The 18,014-nt window shown below is 73.4% G+C and carries 14 protein-coding genes; 8 read left to right on the forward strand and 6 right to left on the reverse strand.

The genetic code is table 11. The features are described 5' to 3' along the window. Nucleotides 1-144: 144 nt before the first annotated feature. The 5 genes from ACFWI8_RS34040 to ACFWI8_RS34060 are packed head-to-tail and all read right to left on the reverse strand — an operon-like array spanning nt 145 to nt 5,527. A complete protein-coding gene (locus tag ACFWI8_RS34040; protein ID WP_387099465.1) occupies nt 145-1,452 on the reverse strand; it encodes a DUF58 domain-containing protein in 1,308 nt (435 codons plus the stop codon). Then, nucleotides 1,452-2,429 (reverse strand): AAA family ATPase, encoded by a 978-nt coding sequence (locus ACFWI8_RS34045; RefSeq protein ID WP_387099467.1) that lies wholly within the window; start codon nt 2,427-2,429, stop codon nt 1,452-1,454. Before ACFWI8_RS34045 ends, ACFWI8_RS34040 begins: the two co-directional genes overlap by 1 nt. Then, nucleotides 2,426-3,634 carry a DUF4350 domain-containing protein gene (locus ACFWI8_RS34050; protein ID WP_387099469.1) on the reverse strand — a complete coding sequence of 403 codons (1,209 nt, stop codon included), beginning with the start codon at nt 3,632-3,634 and terminating at the stop codon, nt 2,426-2,428. The genes ACFWI8_RS34045 and ACFWI8_RS34050 overlap by 4 nt, the downstream gene beginning before the upstream one ends. Continuing rightward, nucleotides 3,631-4,323 carry a DUF4129 domain-containing protein gene (locus ACFWI8_RS34055; protein ID WP_387099471.1) on the reverse strand — a complete coding sequence of 231 codons (693 nt, stop codon included), beginning with the start codon at nt 4,321-4,323 and terminating at the stop codon, nt 3,631-3,633. Before ACFWI8_RS34055 ends, ACFWI8_RS34050 begins: the two co-directional genes overlap by 4 nt. 4 nt (nt 4,324-4,327) lie before the next feature. Next, nucleotides 4,328-5,527, reverse strand: a complete 1,200-nt coding sequence (locus ACFWI8_RS34060; protein WP_387099473.1) for a hypothetical protein — start codon at nt 5,525-5,527, stop codon at nt 4,328-4,330. Nucleotides 5,528-5,649: 122 nt separating this feature from the next. On the opposite strand from ACFWI8_RS34060, the gene mtnA reads away from it, so the two are divergent. The 7 genes from mtnA (at nt 5,650) to ACFWI8_RS34095 (ending at nt 13,756) form a co-directional block, all read left to right on the forward strand. After that, on the forward strand, nt 5,650-6,717 hold the full coding sequence (mtnA, locus tag ACFWI8_RS34065) for an S-methyl-5-thioribose-1-phosphate isomerase (RefSeq protein ID WP_387099475.1): 1,068 nt from the start codon (nt 5,650-5,652) through the stop codon (nt 6,715-6,717). Nucleotides 6,718-6,740: 23 nt separating this feature from the next. Continuing rightward, complete coding sequence (mtrA, locus tag ACFWI8_RS34070; RefSeq protein WP_132819589.1) at nt 6,741-7,418, forward strand: two-component system response regulator MtrA; 678 nt, start codon at nt 6,741-6,743, stop codon at nt 7,416-7,418. A 1-nt stretch (nt 7,419) separates the two neighbouring features. Beyond that, nucleotides 7,420-9,249 (forward strand): MtrAB system histidine kinase MtrB, encoded by a 1,830-nt coding sequence (mtrB, locus tag ACFWI8_RS34075; protein WP_387099478.1) that lies wholly within the window; start codon nt 7,420-7,422, stop codon nt 9,247-9,249. After that, nucleotides 9,239-11,107: an LpqB family beta-propeller domain-containing protein gene (locus ACFWI8_RS34080; RefSeq protein WP_387099480.1), complete on the forward strand. Its 1,869-nt coding sequence runs from the start codon at nt 9,239-9,241 to the stop codon at nt 11,105-11,107. The genes mtrB and ACFWI8_RS34080 overlap by 11 nt, the downstream gene beginning before the upstream one ends. A gap of 79 nt (nt 11,108-11,186) precedes the next feature. Further along, the gene (locus ACFWI8_RS34085; RefSeq protein WP_387099482.1) at nt 11,187-11,951 is read left to right on the forward strand and encodes a ComF family protein; all 765 of its coding nucleotides are present in this window, start codon (nt 11,187-11,189) and stop codon (nt 11,949-11,951) included. A gap of 247 nt (nt 11,952-12,198) precedes the next feature. Next, a complete protein-coding gene (hpf, locus tag ACFWI8_RS34090; RefSeq protein ID WP_387099484.1) occupies nt 12,199-12,891 on the forward strand; it encodes a ribosome hibernation-promoting factor, HPF/YfiA family in 693 nt (230 codons plus the stop codon). 121 nt (nt 12,892-13,012) lie between these two features. Continuing rightward, nucleotides 13,013-13,756, forward strand: a complete 744-nt coding sequence (locus tag ACFWI8_RS34095) for a response regulator (protein ID WP_387099486.1) — start codon at nt 13,013-13,015, stop codon at nt 13,754-13,756. Nucleotides 13,757-13,765: 9 nt separating this feature from the next. Here the strand turns inward: ACFWI8_RS34095 and ACFWI8_RS34100 are convergent, their stop codons facing one another. Then, on the reverse strand, nt 13,766-14,950 hold the full coding sequence (locus ACFWI8_RS34100; RefSeq protein ID WP_387099488.1) for a winged helix-turn-helix domain-containing protein: 1,185 nt from the start codon (nt 14,948-14,950) through the stop codon (nt 13,766-13,768). 135 nt (nt 14,951-15,085) lie between these two features. On the opposite strand from ACFWI8_RS34100, the gene secA reads away from it, so the two are divergent. Further along, nucleotides 15,086-17,911, forward strand: a complete 2,826-nt coding sequence (gene secA / locus ACFWI8_RS34105) for a preprotein translocase subunit SecA (protein WP_387099490.1) — start codon at nt 15,086-15,088, stop codon at nt 17,909-17,911. The last annotated feature ends 103 nt before the right edge of the window (nt 17,912-18,014 follow it).

Consider the following 18,014-nt stretch of genomic DNA (forward strand, 5'->3'; position numbering starts at 1 on the left):
GGGACCGTGTGGGAGAGTAGGTCGCCGCCGGACAATTATTGAGTGTGTAGGGCTCGTTGGTTCGCCAACGGGCCCTACACGCGTTTGTGTTGCGGGCCGCCCGATGGGAGCCGACCCCTCCTTTCTGGGAGAGGGCGGGGCCCGTCAGAGGCGGCCCGAGGCCTTGAGGGAGAGGTAGGCGTCGGCCAGAGCCGGCGGGAGGAGTTCGGGGGGCGCCTCGACGACCGTGACGCCGAGGGCGCGGAGGCGTTCCGCGGTGCGCTGGCGTTCGATCTGGTGGCTGGCGGCCGCGGCGGCCTCGTAGACGCCGGGGACGGTGCCGCGGGCGCGGGCCATCTCGGCGATCCTGGGGTCGGCGACCGAGGCCACCACGACGGTGTGGCGCCGCGTCAGGCGCGGCAGCACCGGCAGCAGTCCGGTCTCCACCGGGGCGGCGTCGAGGCTGGTGAAGAGCACGATCAGCGAGCGGCGTGGCGCGCCGGCCAGTGCGGCCGTGGCCATGGCACGGGCGTCGGTCTCGATCAGCGCCGGTTCCAGTGGCGTGAGGGCGCTGACGACCGAGGGCAGCAGCTGGCCACCGGTGCGGCCGCGCACCGAGGCGCGGACCGCGCGGTCGAAGGCGAGCAGGTCGACGCGGTCGCCGGCCCCCGAGGCCAGGGCGGTGAGGAGCAGGGCCGCGTCCATGGAGACGTCGAGGCGGGGGATGTCGCCGACCCGCCCGGCCGAGGTGCGGCCGGTGTCGAGGACCAGCAGCAGATGCCGGTCGCGTTCGGGGCGCCAGGTGCGGACGGCGACCGCGGACTGGCGTGCTGTGGCGCGCCAGTCGATGGAGCGGACGTCGTCGCCCGGCACGTACTCGCGCAGGCTGTCGAACTCGGTGCCCTCCCCACGGGTCAACACCGTCGTGCGGCCGTCGAGTTCGCGGAGCCGGGAGAGCTTGGCCGGGAGGTGCTTGCGGCTGGTGAAGGGGGGCAGCACCCGCAGCGTCCACGGGACGGCGTGGCCGCCCTGGCGGGCGGCGAGGCCGAGTGGTCCGTGGGAGCGGACGGTGACCCGGTCTGGGCGGTGCTCGCCGCGCCTGGTGGGGCCGAGCACGGTGGTGATCCTGCGGCGTTCGCCGGCGGGCACGTGCAGGCGGTGCCGGGACGCGGCATAGGCGGTGCCCGTGCGCCAGGCGCTCGGCGGCCAGGCGTCGCGGAGCTCGGCGCGCAGCGGACGTCCTGAGGCGTTGGTGACGGTGAGGTGCACGGCGGCCTCGTCGCCCAGGCGGACGGTGGTGTCGCCGCCCCTGGCGAGCCGCAGCGGGCGGACGGGGGCGGCCAGGGCCAGGTCGACCAAGACGCCCACGAGCAGGGGCACGGCCACGGCCAGGATGCCGGTCCAGCCCGGGCGCAGGCCGGCGACCAGGGCGCCGAGTGCCGCCAGCAGCGCGGTGCGGCCGGTGAGCGCCATCAGCGGGGGACCGGGACGCGGGCCAGCAGGCCGGTGAGGACGCTGTCGGCGGTGACGCCCTCCATCTCCGCCTCGGGACGCAGCCGGACGCGGTGCCTGAGGGTGGGCAGGGCGAGTGCCTTGACGTCGTCGGGGATGACGTAGTCGCGGCCGGAGAGCCAGGCCCAGGCGCGGGCCGTGCCGAGGAGCGCGGTGGCGCCGCGGGGGGAGGCGCCGATGGCCAGGGACGGCGACTCGCGGGTGGCCCGGCAGAGGTCGACGACGTAGCCGGCGATGTCGGGGGAGACGGTGACCTTGGCGACGGCGGCGCGGGCGGCGGCGAGTTGCTCGGGGCCGGCGACCGGGCGGACGCCGGCGGTGGCGAGGTCGCGGGGGTCGAAGCCGGCGGCGTGCCTGGCCAGGACGTCGATCTCCTGCTCGCGGCTGGGCAGGGGGAGGTTGAGCTTGAGGAGGAAGCGGTCGAGCTGGGCCTCGGGCAGCGGGTAGGTGCCCTCGTACTCGATGGGGTTCTGGGTGGCGGCGACCATGAAGGGGTCGGGCAACGGCCTGGGGGTGCCGTCGACGGAGACCTGGCGCTCCTCCATGGCCTCCAGCAGGGATGCCTGGGTCTTGGGCGGGGTCCGGTTGATCTCGTCGGCCAGCAGGAGGTTGGTGAAGACGGGGCCCGGCTGGAAGGAGAACTCGGCGGTGCGGGCGTCGTAGACGAGGGACCCGGTGACGTCGCTCGGCATCAGGTCTGGGGTGAACTGGACGCGCTTGGTGTCGAGTTCGAGTGCCGTGGCCAGGGTGCGGACGAGCAGGGTCTTGGCGACGCCCGGGACGCCTTCGAGGAGCACGTGGCCCCGGCACAGGAGGGCCACGACGAGGCCGGTGACGGCGGCGTCCTGGCCGACGACGGCCTTGCCGATCTCGGTCCGCAGGGCTTCCAGGGCCTGGCGCGCGTCCGGGGTCTCGGTTCCTGGGGTTGGCGCGGTCACGGGGTCGGGCCTTTCCGGTCGGGTTCGGTGGGTCGGCGGGGGGTGAGGCGCCGTTCGAGGGCGTCGAGTTCGTCGGCGAGGCGGACCAGCGCCTGGTCGTCGGTGGGGGCCGAGCCGAAGAGCGTCTGGTGGACGGTGGCCGGGTGCTCGCCGGTGTGGGCGGCGATGGCGGCCGGCAGCGCCTCGGGGGAGTGGGCCGCGGTCGGCGGGACGCCGACGAGTGGGGCGAGGCGGGCGCGGGTGGCGGCGCGGAGCGCGTCGGCGGCGCGGTCGCGGGCGCCGGCCTGGTGGTAGAGGCGCGCGCGGCCCTCGGTGGTCTCGGCGGCGTGGACGACGACGGGCAGCCGCTCGGTGACGACGCGGCCGAGGCGGCGGGCGCGCCAGAGGGCGGCGAGGCCGGCGGCGACGAGGAGTTGCAGGGTGGCCCAGCGCCAGCCGGGGTGGAGGAGGCCGAGGAGACCGCGCTGGTCCTCGGCGGCGGGGGCCTCCTCGGCAGACGGCAGGTACCAGACGAGGTGCTGGCGGGCGCCGAGGAGTTGGAGGGCTAGGGCGGCGTTGCCGTACTCGTCGAGGTGCTCGTTGTAGAGCGGGTGGGGGGAGCCGAGGAGGACGGTCTCGCCGGCTTCGGCGGTCGCGCCGGGCAGCAGGGCGAGGGTGGGCAGGCCGCCCGCGGAGTAGCAGCCGGTGGCGTCGGCGGGGACGCGGAATCGGTAGCCGCCGAGTTGGGCGCTGCCGGCGCGCTCGGCCGGGGGCCAGGCGCAGTCGGCCTGGCGTTCCTCGACGGGGGCGGGGATGGTGTCGACGCCGGCCTCGGGGGCCAGGTCGGCGAGTGTCGCGGGGCCGGGCGAGACGAGGACGGTGCGGCCGCCGGCGTCGGTGGTGGCGGAGCGCAGCAGGCCGCGGGTGTGGGGGGTGAGGGCCTCGGGGTTGGTGACGAGCAGGGTGGTGTCAGGGCCGGCGAGGTCGGCGGCCTCGGCGGCCGTGGTGACGACCGTGGTGTCGATGCCCCGGTCGGCCAGGAGCTGGGCGACGGCGCGGCTGCCGGTCGGGGTGGCGGAGCGGGGGTCGAGGGTGCTGCTCGGGCCGCTGGTGAGGAGGGCGATGAGCAGGCCGGTGACGGCGAGGGCGACGGCGGCGAGGAGGAGTCCGCGACCGCGGCGCCAGAGGTGGCGGGTGTCGGGGGAGACGGCGGTGCTCGTGGTCATCGGGCCGTCCCCGTGCCGGTGGCGTTGAGGTCGGGACGGGTGGTGGCGAGGCGCTGGTCGAGGTCGCGCATCCTGGCGTCGTCGGCGGGGCCGGCGGGGCGGCCACCGTAGGTGATGCCGTCGAAGGTGGTGGCGGCGACGCGCAGTTCGGCGGCGAGAGTGGGCAGGGGACGGGCAGCCTCGGCGGCGGCCTCGGTGGCGGTGCGGCCGGGGCGCGGTTCGAGGAGTGCGCGTTCCTCGAGGGCGCGGACGATGGCGCGCAGGCGCTCTTGGACGGCCTCCGGCCAGCGTCCGACGGCGGCGTGCGCGTCGGCGGCGGCGCGGTGTTCGGCGGCGGTGCGCGGCTGGTCGCCGAAGAGGCCGCCGGTGGAGCGGGGGCCCGCGGCGTCCCGCGGGGCGCCGAGGCGCATGCGGAGGGCGACGAGCAGGGCGACGACGAGGAGGGCGATGGCCAGCAGGCCGAACCAGCCGCCCGGGGTGTTGAGGGCGACGTCGTCGAGCCTGCCGAGGAGGTCGTCCCAGATCCAGTTCCAGACCCGGCGGGGCAGGCTGGGTTCGTGCTCGGCGTAGGCGGGCTTGGACAGTTCGCGCCGCGCCTCGCGGAGGGCCTCCTCGCGGTCGGTGACGACGGGCGGGGCGGTGTCGTCGTCCGCCGCCGGCAGTGCGAGCGCCGTGAGCGGCGTCGGCACGGTGTCAGTTCCCCGGCGCCGGGGTGTCGCCGAGGCCGGCCGCGCTGGCGAGCTCGATGTCGAGGGCCTCGCGGCGGATGCGCTGGTCGATGTAGAGGAGGGCGGTGACGCCGGCGCTGATGGGGAGGGTGATGCCGGAGGCGATGACGGCGCCGACGCCGGTGATGGCCAGGTAGCTCCAGGACATCTCGGTGAGGCTGCCCTCGAGGAAGCCGCTGCCGCCGCCGGCGACGACCTCGGCGACCAGCGTGGTGGGGAACTCGATGATGCCGCTGACGATGGTGAGGAGCACCAGGATCAGCAACTGGATGCCGAAGACCCGCCACCAGGAGCCGGTGACCAGCTTCCAGGAGCGGCGCATGGCGGCGAAGCTTCCCTGGCGTTCGAGCATCAGGGCGGGGGCGGCGAGGGAGAACTGGGTCCAGAGCCAGACGGCCAGGATCACGCCGCCGAAGGCACCGAGGGCGGCGAACTCCGAGCCGCCGAGGCCGAAGAGGAGTGCGGGGACGAGGACGGCGAGGACGGCGATCAGGGGGACGAGGAGTACCAGGCCGAGGAGGCGCAGCAGGCGGCCGCGGGAGTCGCGCCAGGCCTCGCCGACCGTGACGCCGCGGCCGAGGACGGCGCGGCTGACGACGATGGTGAGCATGGCGGTGGCGAGCACGTTGCCGAGGAGGGTGGCGACGCCGGTGACGGAGCCGAAGCCGAGGAGGTCGCCGAAGGCGTCCCTGAGCTCCTCTTCGGTGGGGTTGGGGTTGTTCTCGAGGGCGCTGAACCCGGAGCTGTCGGAGAGCCAGGTGTGCAGTGCCATGGAGGAGAGCAGCTGGATGACGATGGCTATGGGGAGCGCTATCGCCAGCACGGTGCGCCAGTGGGCGCGGGCGGTGGAGACGGCGCCGTCGAGTATCTCGCCGACACCGAGGGGGCGGAGCGGGATGACGCCGGGCTTGGGGGCCTGGGGTTGGGGCTGCCAGCCGCCGGGCGCTCCCCAGCCTGGCTGCTGTCCCCAGCCCTGCTGTTGACCCCAGCCGGGCTGGTGGCCCCATCCTGGCTGCTGCGGGGGTGGCGCGGCGCCCCAGCCCTGGGGCGGGGTGGGCGGCGCGGGCTGTGCGGGTGGTGTCTGCGGGGCGGCGGGCTGGTTCGCGTCGTGCCCTTCGCCGTCTTTCGGGGACCCGGGTGGCGTCCAGCCCTGCGACTCGCTCACTGCTTCCCCCTGGTGTTCGCTTCCGGGTGCCTCATACCACCGGATGTGGTGGTTTTCCTTGGCGCCCATCGTGCCACGGCGCCGTGCTGGCTGTGCCGGGAGTGGGTTGGCAGACTGTGCGGATGGCTGATCTGAGAGTTCCCGCGTTGCGCTGGGCCGAGCCCCCGGACGGGCCGGTCCTGGTGCTGCTCGACCAGACCCGGCTGCCGGCCGACGAGGTCGAGCTGGTGGTGACGGACGTGCCGGGCCTGGTGGCGGCGATCAGGTCGCTGGCGGTGCGGGGGGCGCCGATCCTGGGTCTTGCCGGGGCGTACGGGGTGGCGTTGGCGGCGGCACGCGGCTACGACGTACAGGACGCGGCGCGGCAGCTGGCGGGGGCGCGGCCGACGGCGGTGAACCTGGGGTACGGGGTGCGGCGCGCGGTGGCGGCGTACGAGGCGGCCGGTGGTGGGGGCACGAGCGCGGCCGCGGCCGCGCTCGCCGAGGCGCACGCGCTGTTCCGGGAGGACGCGGCGGCGAGTGCCGGGATGGTGGCGGCGGGGCGGGAGCTGCTGGGGGAGCTGCTGCCCGGTGGTCGGTACCGGATCCTGACGCACTGCAACACCGGCGAGCTGGTCTCGGCGGGCGGCGGGACGGCGCTCGCGGTGGTGCGGGCGGCGCACGAGGCGGGTGAGCTGCGGCGTCTGTGGGTGGACGAGACGCGGCCGCTGCTGCAGGGGGCGCGGCTGACGGCGTACGAGGCGGCGCGGGCCGGGATGCCGTTCTCGCTGCTGGTGGACGCGGCGGCGGGTTCGCTGTTCGCGGCGGGGGAGGTGGACGTGGTGCTGATCGGGGCGGATCGGATCGCGGCCGACGGCTCGGTGGCGAACAAGGTGGGCAGCTATCCGCTGGCGGTGCTGGCCAAGCACCACGGGGTGCCGTTCGTCGTGGTGGCGCCGGTGTCGACGGTGGACCTGGCGACGCCGGACGGGGCGGCGATCCAGGTGGAGCAGCGGCCAGGGCACGAGGTGACGGACGTCCGTCCCGGGGTGCCGGTGGCGCCGGTGGGGACGCAGGCGTACAACCCGGCGTTCGACGTGACGCCGGCGGAGCTGGTGACGGCGATCGTGACGGAACATGGAGTGGTGTCGCCGGTGGATCACGGCAGGCTGGCAGAAGTGTGTTCCAGATCACGTTCGACTAAGTCCTGATCAGGGGATGGGATGATGAAGGCATGAAGGGACGTGTACTCGTCGTCGATGACGACCCAGCTCTGTCCGAGATGCTCGGCATCGTGCTGCGCGGGGAGGGGTTCGAGCCGTCGTTCGTGGCCGACGGGGACAAGGCCCTCGCCGCCTTCCGTGAGATCAAGCCGGACCTGGTGCTGCTCGACCTGATGCTGCCCGGTCGGGACGGCATCGAGGTGTGCCGGCTGATCAGGGGCGAGTCGGGCGTGCCGATCGTCATGCTCACGGCGAAGAGCGACACGGTCGACGTCGTCGTGGGCCTGGAGTCCGGCGCCGACGACTACATCGTCAAGCCGTTCAAGCCCAAGGAGCTGATCGCGCGGATCCGTGCGCGGCTGCGCCGCTCCGAGGAGCCGGCGCCCGAGCAGCTCGCCATCGGCGACCTGGTGATCGACGTCGCGGGCCACTCGGTCAAGCGCGGCAGCCAGGCCATCTCGCTGACCCCGCTCGAGTTCGACCTGCTGGTGGCGCTGGCGCGCAAGCCGTGGCAGGTGTTCACCCGCGAGGTGCTGCTGGAGCAGGTGTGGGGCTACCGGCACGCGGCCGACACGCGGCTGGTGAACGTGCACGTCCAGCGGTTGCGGTCGAAGGTGGAGAAGGACCCGGAGCGCCCGGAGATCGTGGTGACCGTGCGCGGCGTGGGGTACAAGGCCGGGTCAAGCTGAGGTGGCCGACCGGCTGTGGTGGCATGGTTCCCGGCTGCTGACCGAAGGGGCGGCGACCGGGGCACAGCCGGCTATCCGGATATTCGGCCGCTGGGCCAGCGGTCCGCTGCTCTCCGTGCGGCGGCTGTGGCGGCGGAACATCCAGCTGCGGGTCGTGACCACCACGCTGGTGATGTCGTTGGCCGTGGTGCTCGTGCTCGGCATCGTGGTGATCGGCCAGGTGCGCAACGGCCTGCTGGAGGCCAAGCGGCAGACGGCGCAGAGCCAGGCCGAGGGCGGTTTCGCGGTGGCGAGCGAGCTGGCCACCGGGGACGGCGAGGGCGCCGAGGCGGTGGCCGGGCAGACGGTCGACCCCAACGCCTGGTTGAACGGGATCGTCGAGCAGCTGTCCAGCGGCGGTCGCGGCGTCTTCTACGTGGTGGCGCTGCCCTCGCAGCTGTCGGGCACGCCGTTCGTGAACGAGGCGGACAGCGGCTCCGGGCAGGCGCCGCGCGGCGCGCGGGCCTACGGGGACCTGCGGATGCCCGAGCAGTTCATCCCGACGGAGCTGCGGGAGGCGCTCGACCGCTCCACCGACGCGCACCGCCAGTACGGGCGGATCGACTTCCTCGACGGCTCCTCCCAGGAGGCGCTGATCATCGGGCGCCGGCTCACCGACATCCAGGGCAACTGGTACCAGCTCTACTACCTCTTCCCGTTCACGCAGGAGGAGGAGTCGCTGTCGCTGGTGACCGGCACCATCGCCACCGCGGGCCTGTTCGTGGTGGCGCTGCTCGGCGCGATCGCCTGGCTGGTGGTGCGGCAGGTGGTGACGCCGGTGCGGATGGCGGCGCGGATCGCGGAGCGGCTCGCCGCCGGGCGGCTGCAGGAGCGGATGAAGGTCAGCGGCGAGGACGACATCGCGCGGCTCGGCGAGTCGTTCAACAAGATGGCGCGCAACCTCCAGCTGCAGATCCAGCAGCTCGAGGAGCTGTCGCGGATGCAGCGGCGGTTCGTCTCCGACGTCTCGCACGAGCTGCGCACCCCGCTGACGACGGTGCGGATGGCGGCGGACGTGATCCACGAGGCGCGTGGCGAGTTCGATCCGGTGACCGCGCGCTCGGCCGAGCTGCTGCTGAGCCAGCTCGACCGGTTCGAGTCGCTGCTCGCCGACCTGCTGGAGATCAGCAGGTTCGACGCGGGCGCGGCCAATCTGGAGGCCGACCTGACCGACCTGCGGGACGTCGTCAACCGGGTGGTCGAGGGCGCCGAGCCGCTGGCCGAGCGGCGCGGCAGCCGGCTGCTGGTGCGGGGCGCCGAGCGGCCCGTGGTGGCCGAGGTGGACGCGCGGCGGATCGAGCGGGTGCTGCGGAACCTGGTGGTCAACGCGATCGAGCACGGCGAGGGTCGGGACGTGGTGGTGCGTCTGGCGGCCAGCCGGGACGGGGAAGCGGTGGCGGTCGCGGTGCGCGACCACGGCATCGGGCTGCGGGCCGGGGAGGCGGAGCGGGTGTTCAACCGGTTCTGGCGGGCCGACCCGGCGCGGGCCAGGACCACCGGCGGCACCGGGCTCGGGCTGTCCATCGCCCTGGAGGACGCGCACCTGCACGGCGGCTGGCTCGAGGCGTGGGGCGAGCCGGGTGGCGGCGCCCAGTTCCGGTTGACGCTGCCCCGCACGGCCGGCGAGCAGCTCCGTGGCTCGCCGCTGCCGCTCGAACCGCGGGACGCGCGCACCAGGCGTGAGGCGCGGGCGGCGGTGCTTCCGGCCTCGCGGGCCGGTGAGCCGGGTCGGGCGGGGCAGCCGGTGGCGGCCGGCGGTGAGGCGCGGGGTGAGGGCGGTCATGAGGAGTGAGCGGCGCCCGCGGTGGCGGGCCGCGGCGGGCCTTGCGGCGGTCGGCCTGGTGCTGAGCGGCTGTGCGTCGATGCCGTCGAGCGGCCCGGTGCAGCGGGTGGACGCGTCCGAGCGCGCCGACTCTGACGGCGAGGGTGAGCCGCAGGTGCGGGTCTACGGGGTGCCGCCGGCCGAGGGCGCGCTGCCGCAGGCGATCGTCCGGGGCTTCCTGGAGGCGATCACGAGTGACGAGGCCGACTTCGCGACGGCCCGCGAGTACCTGACGCCGCGGCGGCGGGGTGAGTGGGACCCGTTCGCCAGCACCACCATCCTCTCCAGCGGCGCCGACCTGCGGATACCCGGGGCCGAGGAACCGGCGGCCTCGGGGGACGGGCAGACCATGCGGGTGGAGCTGACGGGCAGCAGGCTCGCGACCGTCGACGCGGCGCACGTGTACTCCCCGGAGGCCGGCGAGTACCAGGCGACGTTCCTGCTGCGGCGGGTGGACGACCAGTGGCGGATCGACACGCTGCCCGACGGCCTGGTGATCGGCGAGGCCGACTTCCGCCGGATCTACCGCTCCGTCAACACGTTCTATTACGCCGACCTGGGTCCCGAGGGGCGGCGGATCGAGCACGGCGAGGACGTGCTGGTGGCGGACCCGGTCTACGTGCGCCGTCGGATAGACCCGGTGGGCGAGACCGTCCGCACGCTGCTCGAGGGGCCGAGTGAGTGGCTGTCCCCCGCGGTGGCCTCCGCGTTCCCTTCGGGTGCCGAGGTGGCCGACGACCACGCGCCGGCGATCGACGAGTCGGGCGCGATCTCGGTGTGGCTGTCCGGGGTGCCGGCCGACTGGCCCGTCGACAGCTGTGAGCGGATGGCGGCCCAGCTGCTGCACACCGTGCAGGACGTGGCCTCGGTGGACGTGACCGAGGCCAGGCTGCTCGACGCGGCGGGGACACCGCTGTGCGACGAGTCCGAGGCCGCGGCGCGTGAGCACGCGCCCGGGCTGCTGGCCGGCGAACTGACCCGGCCCTACTTCCTCGAGGAGGACGGCGACCTGGTGCAGGTCGTCGAGGGCGAGGAGCAGCCCTCGCTGCGGCCGGTGCCCGGCACGCTCGACGAGGCCGAGGGCGGGCTGCGGGCGGTGGCGATCCGGCGGGACGGCGAGCAGGCGGCCGGGGTGAGCGCGGACGGCTCCACGCTCTACGTCGCCCCGCTGACCAACGAGGACGACACCGGGCCCGAGGTGCACGCCACCAGCGCCACCGGCGGGGACGACGCCGGACTCTCCGCGCCCAGCTGGGACGGTCTCGGCGACCTGTGGGTCGCCGATCGCGACCCGGCCGGGCCGCGGCTGCTGCGACTGACCGAAGGCCGGGGCACGCCGGTTGAGGTGCCGGTCGAGGGGCTGCGGCACGACCAGCGGATCGAGGCGCTGCGGGTGGCTTCGGACGGGGTGCGGATCGCGATGCTGATCGGCGAGGCGGACGGCGGCGCGACGCTGCATCTCGGCCGGATCGAGCGAGTCGCGCACGGAGAGGGCGGGGAGGGCACCGAGCTCTCCGTCACCGGGCTGCGTCCGGTGATGCCGCAGCTGGAGGACGTGGCCGCGGTCTCCTGGGCCGGCGGCAGCCGCCTGGTGGTGGTGGGCCGGCCGGCGGACGGCGTGGAGCAGCTGATGTACGTGCGCTCCGACGGTTCGACGGTCAACACGCCGACGGTGCCCGGGCTCAACGACGTCACGGGCGTCGCGGCCACCGAGAACGAGGACCTTCCGCTGCTGGCCGAGACGGTGGCCGGGGTGGCCTGGCTCCAGGACCGCTCGCAGTGGAAGGTGGTCGGTTCGCTGGGGAGGGCCCCGGTCTACGCCGGCTGACGGGGGGTCGCGGCGGAATGGCCGGAAACCTCCTCCCGGGGGGTTGGCAGGGAGTTGTCCTGTCCGTCACGGTGGATTCATGCGCGGTTGGTGGCAGGAGTTCGGCTCCCTGATCCTGCCGACGGCGTGCGCCGGCTGTGGGCAGGCGCGCGCCGTGCTCTGCGAGCCCTGCCGGGCCGCGCTCACCGGCGGCCGGGCCCGCCGGGTGTCCCTCCGCCCCGAGCCGGCCGGGCTGCCCGCCGTCTACGCCGCCGCCGACTACCGGGACCAGGTGCGCGCGGTGCTGCTCGCGCACAAGGAGCGTGGTGTGCTGCCGCTGGCCGGTCCGTTGGGCCGGGCGCTCGCCGTGAGCGTCCGCGCCGCGTGCGCGGGGGCGGTCGACGCGGAGCGGGTGGTGAGTCTGGTGCCGGTGCCCTCGGCGCGTGCCGCCGTGGCCCGGCGCGGACATGATCCGGTGCGCCGGATCGCGCGCGCGGCCGCCGGGCGGCTGCGGAGTGCGGGATACGCGGTGCGGGTGCGGCCGGTGTTGCGGCAGTGTCGTCCGGTGGCGGACCAGGCCGGGCTCCCCGCGGCGCGGCGGTCCGCGAATCTCGCGGGGGCGCTGGCGGCACGGCCGGGCGCCCTGATCGCAGGCGAGCCGGTGCTGCTCGTGGACGACCTGGTGACCACGGGGGCCTCGCTCGCCGAGGCGGCCCGGGCGGTGCGCGCCGCCGGTGGGTTGCCGCTGGGCGCCGCCGTGGTCGCGGGACCTTCGGCCGTGGTGCCTTCGGCCGAGATGCTTTCGGCTGCGGAGCCCGGTGTCGAGAAGCCGCGGGCCGCGAGACCGGAGAGATTCCGCTTCTAGGGGTGCCGGGGCACCTTTCACAGAGGTACGTTCGTTACATAAGTGGAGATAGGGATTTCCCGGGGTTTGCGAGTGGTCGTGATCACCCTGAGAACGATGGGGTGTTGATCTTCGTGCCGGGGGAGGAGGAGGTGAAACCCGTAACCCCGAGGTAACGCCGGCGGGAGCCGAGGACACCGGCACCATCGGCACAGTGCACCAACGGAGGGGCCGCAGGGCCGCGGCGCCTCCGGGAACGGAGTTCTGCGTGGACATCGTCGTCAAGGGCCGCAAGACCGAGGTGCCGGAGCGATTCCGGCGGCACGTGGCCGAGAAGCTGAAGCTGGACAAGATCCAGAGGATCGACGGCAAGGTGACCCGCCTCGACGTGGAAGTGTCCAAGGAGCACAACCCACGTCAGGCAGACCGTTCCGACCGGGTGGAGATCACCCTGCGGCACCGGGGTCCCGTGGTGCGGGCGGAGGCCTCAGCGGCCGACCCGTACGCGGCCCTGGACCTGGCGGCCGAGAAGCTGGAGTCGCGGCTGCGCAGGCAGCACGACAAGCGCCGCTGCCGCAGGGGCCGGGACCGGATCCCGGCCAGTGAGGTCGCCACCGCGGTCCCGGACGCCGCCCGGTTGAACGGCCTGGACCCGCTCGAGCCGACGCACCAGGCGCCGGCGCGCCCGCCGGTGCGGCGCCTCGGCTCGGTCGTCGTGGAAGGAGACGGGCCACTGGTGGTCCGCGAGAAGACGCATGTCGCGGCGCCCATGACGCTCGAACAGGCCCTCTACGAGATGGAGTTGGTCGGACACGACTTCTACCTGTTCATCGACGCCGACACCAAGCAGCCGAGCGTCGTCTACCGCCGGCACGCCTACGACTACGGCGTGATCCATCTGGAGGCCGACCCGCTGGCCGAGAGTGTGCCGGAGGGCGCCGGCGGCGCGCTGGGCGGCTGACCGAGAAACCGAAAGACACCCCTCGCCGGACTCGGCGAGGGGTGTCGCCATGGAATCATGAGGTCGCCGAGCGTGGCAGACGACATGGCCTCGGTCGGCTCCGGTCGTAGGGGGAGGAGCGATGGTGGACACTTTCGGGCCCACGATGCCTCGGGAGCGGCCCGGCGATGCGGAGGCGGCCTCGGCGGCCGAGCAGCGCGAGCCGATCCGGGTGCTGGTGGTCGACGACCACGAGTTGTTCCGGCGCGGACTCGAGATCGTGCTCGCGCAGGAGGAGGACATCCAGGTCGTCGGCGAGGCGGGGGACGGCGCCGAGGCGGTCGAGAAGGCCGCCGACCTGCTGCCCGACATCGTGCTGATGGACGTGCGGATGCCGCGCCGGGGCGGGATCGAGGCGTGTACCTCCATCAAGGAGGTCGCGCCCAGCGCGCGGATCATCATGCTGACCATCAGCGACGAGGAGGCCGACCTCTACGACGCCATCAAGGCGGGCGCGACCGGCTACCTGCTCAAGGAGATCTCCACCGACGAGGTGACCGCGGCGATCCGGGCCGTGGCCGACGGGCAGTCCCAGATCAGCCCCTCGATGGCGGCCAAGCTGCTCACCGAGTTCAAGTCGATGATCGAGCGCACCGACGAGCGGCGCCTGGTGCCCGCGCCCAAGCTGACCGACCGGGAGCTCGAGGTGCTCAAGCTGGTGGCCACCGGCAAGAACAACCGGGACATCGCCAAGGAGCTCTTCATCAGCGAGAACACCGTGAAGAACCACGTGCGCAACATCCTGGAGAAGCTCCAGCTGCACTCCCGGATGGAGGCCGTGGTCTACGCGATGCGCGAGAAGATCCTGGACCTGGAGACGGGATGAGGCCAGGCCCTAGACCTCCGCGAGGGCGGCGGCCAGCGGGGCGTGCAACTCGGTCGGCGTCACCCGCTCCACCGTGACCCGGCCGCAGCCCACCCAGCGCGCGGCCTCCGCCAGCGCCTCGGCCATCGCCGGTACCGCCTTGCGGGCCCGCGCCTCGCTGCCCTCGAAGGCCGCGTGCCTGGCGACCAGCGTGTCGCCCTCGCGCGCCGGGTCCACCCGGCCGAGCAGCCGGCCGCCGGCCAGCAGCGGCATCGCGAAGTAGCCGTAGACCCGCTTCGGCTTCGGCACGTACGCCTCAAGACGGTGCGTGAAGCGGAACATCCGCTCGGTGCGCGGCCGGTCCCAGACCAGCGAGTCGAACGGGGAGAGCAGCGTGGTGCGGTGCCGGCCGCGCGGCGCGGTGGCCAGCGCCGCCGGATCCGCCCACGCCTCGTGGTGCGGGCCCCAGCCGGCGACCACCACCGGCACCAGGCCGGTGTCCGCTATCACCGCCGCCACCTCGGCGATCCTCAGCCGGTGGTAGTCGGCCAGGTCGGCCAGCGTGGCCACCCCCATCGCGGCCCCCGCCTGGGCGACGAGCCGCCGCACGCACTCCGCGTCCGGCAGGTCGTCGTGGCGCAGCTCGCCGGGGACGGCGCGCTCGGCCAGGTCGTAGACCCGCTTCCAGCCGCGCCGCTCGACGCACACCACGTCTCCGAACATCAGCGCCCGCTCGACCGCGATCTTGGTGTCGCTCCAGTCCCACCAGGGGCCACCGTTCTTCGCGCCGCCGAGCTCGGTGGCGGTCAGCGGGCCCTCGGCGCGCAGCTGGGCGATCACCTTCTCGTAGGCGCCGGGGGGCAGCTCGTGGTGCCAGGACTCCCGGGCCCGGTAGGCGCGCCGCCGGAAGGCGAACAGCGGCCACTCCTCGATCGGCAGCACGCAGGCCGCGTGCGACCAGTACTCGAAGGAACGACCCCCCGACCAGTACGCCTCCTCGACCGCCGCGCGGCCCACCGCGCCGAGCCGCGCGTACGGCAGGAGCTCGTGCGAGCGGGCCAGCACCGAGATCGTGTCCAGCTGGACCGAGCCGAGCCGGCGCAGCATCCCTCGCACGCCCCCCGCCCGGTCGGGGGCACCGAGCAGGCCCTGGGCGCGCAGGGCGATCCGGCGGGCTTCGTCGGCTGAGAGCTGTAGCGGCTGTGCGGCAGTCATGCGAGCGATCGTAGAGCGGACCACTGACACTCGTCGCGACGCTCGCATACCATGGCCGGTGCGGCGGGGCCATATCTCGCTGTGCCCGCGCATTCCCATCGGCGCCAGGCCCGACCGGCAAGGAGACCAGCCCTCGTGTCCGTCTTCAACAAGATCATGCGTGCAGGCGAAGGCAAGATCCTGCGCAGGTTGCAACGCATCGCCAACCAGGTGAACTCCATTGAAGAGGACTTCCTTGAGCTGACGGACGCCGAGCTGCGGGCCCTCACCGACGAGTACCGGGAGCGGTACGCGGACGGCGAGAGCCTGGACGACCTGCTGCCCGAGGCGTTCGCCACCGTCCGCGAGGCCGCCAAGCGGGTGCTCGGCCAGCGCCACTACGACGTCCAGCTGATGGGCGGCGCCGCGCTGCACCTCGGCTACGTGGCCGAGATGAAGACCGGCGAGGGCAAGACCCTGGTCGGCACGCTGCCCACGTACCTGAACGCGCTGGCGGGCGACGGTGTGCACCTGATCACCACCAACGACTACCTGGCCCAGCGCGACTCCGAGTGGATGGGCCGGGTCCACCGCTTCCTCGGCCTGTCGGTCGGCTGCATCACCGCCGGGATGACGCCCGCCAAGCGCCGCGAGCAGTACGCCTGTGACATCACCTACGGCACCAACAACGAGTTCGGGTTCGACTACCTGCGCGACAACATGGCCTGGTCGAAGGACGAGCTGGTGCAGCGCGGCCACAACTACGCCGTCGTCGACGAGGTGGACTCGATCCTGATCGACGAGGCGAGGACCCCGCTGATCATCTCGGGCCCCGCCGACCAGGCCACCAAGTGGTACGCGGACTTCGCCAAGCTGGTGCAGCGCCTGGAGAAGGGCGAGCCGGCCGTCCCGACCCGGCAGGTCGCGGAGACCGGCGACTACGACGTCGACGAGAAGAAGCGCACCGTCGCCATCCACGACGCGGGCGTCACCAAGGTCGAGGACTGGCTGGGCATCGACAACCTCTACGAGTCGGTCAACACCCCGCTCGTCGGCTACCTGAACAACGCCATCAAGGCCAAGGAGCTGTACAAGAAGGACAAGGACTACGTCGTCCTCGACGGCGAGGTCGTGATCGTCGACGAGCACACCGGCCGCATCCTGGCCGGCCGCCGCTACAACGAGGGCATGCACCAGGCGATCGAGGCGAAGGAGGGGGTGAAGATCAAGGACGAGAACCAGACGCTCGCCAAGATCACCCTCCAGAACTACTTCCGCCTCTACGGCAAGCTCGCCGGCATGACCGGTACGGCGATGACCGAGGCCGCGGAGTTCCACCAGATCTACAAGCTCGGCGTGGTCCCCATCCCGACCAACCGGCCGATGGCCCGCGTGGACCAGTCCGACCTGATCTACCGCACCGAGGTCGCCAAGTTCGCGGCCGTCGTCGACGACATCGTCGAGAAGCACGAGAAGGGCCAGCCGGTGCTGGTCGGCACCACCTCGGTGGAGAAGTCCGAGTACCTGTCCCAGCAGCTCAACAAGCGCGGCGTGCGGCACGAGGTGCTCAACGCCAAGAACCACGAGCGCGAGGCCGCGATCGTGGCCAAGGCCGGCCGCAAGGGCGCCGTCACGGTGGCCACCAACATGGCCGGCCGAGGCACCGACATCAAGCTCGGCGGCAACCCGGACGACATCGCCGAGAGCGAGCTGCGCGCCAAGGGGCTCGACCCCGTCGAGCACGTCGAGGAGTGGGCGGCCGCGCTGCCCGAGGCGCTGGAGCGGGCCGAGCAGGCGGTCAAGACCGAGTTCGAGGAGGTCAAGAACCTCGGCGGGCTCTACGTGCTGGGCACCGAGCGGCACGAGTCGCGGCGGATCGACAACCAGCTGCGCGGCCGCTCGGGCCGCCAGGGCGACCCGGGCGAGTCCCGCTTCTACCTGTCGCTCGGCGACGACCTGATGCGGCTCTTCAAGGCACAGATGGTCGAGCGCGTCATGGCCATGGCCAACGTGCCGGACGACGTGCCGATCGAGAACCGCATGGTCACCCGCGCCATCGCCTCGGCGCAGGGCCAGGTCGAGCAGCAGAACTTCGAGATCCGCAAGAACGTGCTGAAGTACGACGAGGTGCTGAACCGGCAGCGCGAGGTCATCTACAGCGAGCGCCACCGGGTGCTGGCCGGCGAGGACCTGCACGAGCAGGTGCGGTTCTTCATGGACGACACCATCGACGCGTACGTGCAGGCCGAGACGGCCGGCGGGTTCGCCGAGGAGTGGGACCTGGAGCGGCTGTGGGGCGCGTTCAAGCAGCTCTACCCGGTCTCGGTGACGGTCGAGGAGCTCGAGGAGGAGGCGGGCGGCCGGGACGGCCTCACGCCGGAGTTCCTGGCCGAGTCCATCAAGGAGGACATCTCCCGGCAGTACGACAAGCGGGAGCAGGAGCTCGGGCCCGAGGTGATGCGGGAGCTGGAGCGCCGCGTGGTCCTCTCGGTGCTCGACCGCAAGTGGCGTGAGCACCTGTACGAGATGGACTACCTGCAGGAGGGCATCGGCCTGCGGGCGATGGCCCAGCGGGACCCGGTCGTCGAGTTCCAGCGCGAGGGCTTCGACATGTTCACGGCCATGATGGACGGGATCAAGGAGGAGTCCGTCGGCTACCTGTTCAACCTGGAGGTCCAGGTCGAGCGGCAGGTCGAGCAGGTCCCGGTGCAGGGCGGCGAGAAGCAGCCGGCGGAGGCCGGCGAGCAGCCGGCGCCGGTGCCGGCGGGCGCGCGGCCGGCGATCCGGGCCAAGGGCCTGGACGCGCCGCAGCGGGCGGACCGGCTGCACTTCTCGGCCCCGACGGTGGACGGCGCCGGCGGCGTGGTCGAGGGCGACTTCGAGTCGGAAGGCGGAGCGGGGGCCGGCGGGGCCGGCGGGGACGGCACGACGCGGGCGGAGCGGCGTCGCGCGGCGAAGGGCGGCCGCCGGCGTAAGAAGTAGGCGTTTTTCCCCACCCACCCGCGGTTTCGCTGCGCGCTGTGCGGGTGCGGGTGCGGTGGCCCGCAGGCCCGGGCACCGGCGGCTCTGCCGCCCGGTGCCCGGG

This window comes from Streptomyces sp. NPDC127098, assembly GCF_042722465.1.
GTDB classification, from domain to species: domain Bacteria; phylum Actinomycetota; class Actinomycetes; order Streptomycetales; family Streptomycetaceae; genus Streptomyces; species Streptomyces millisiae.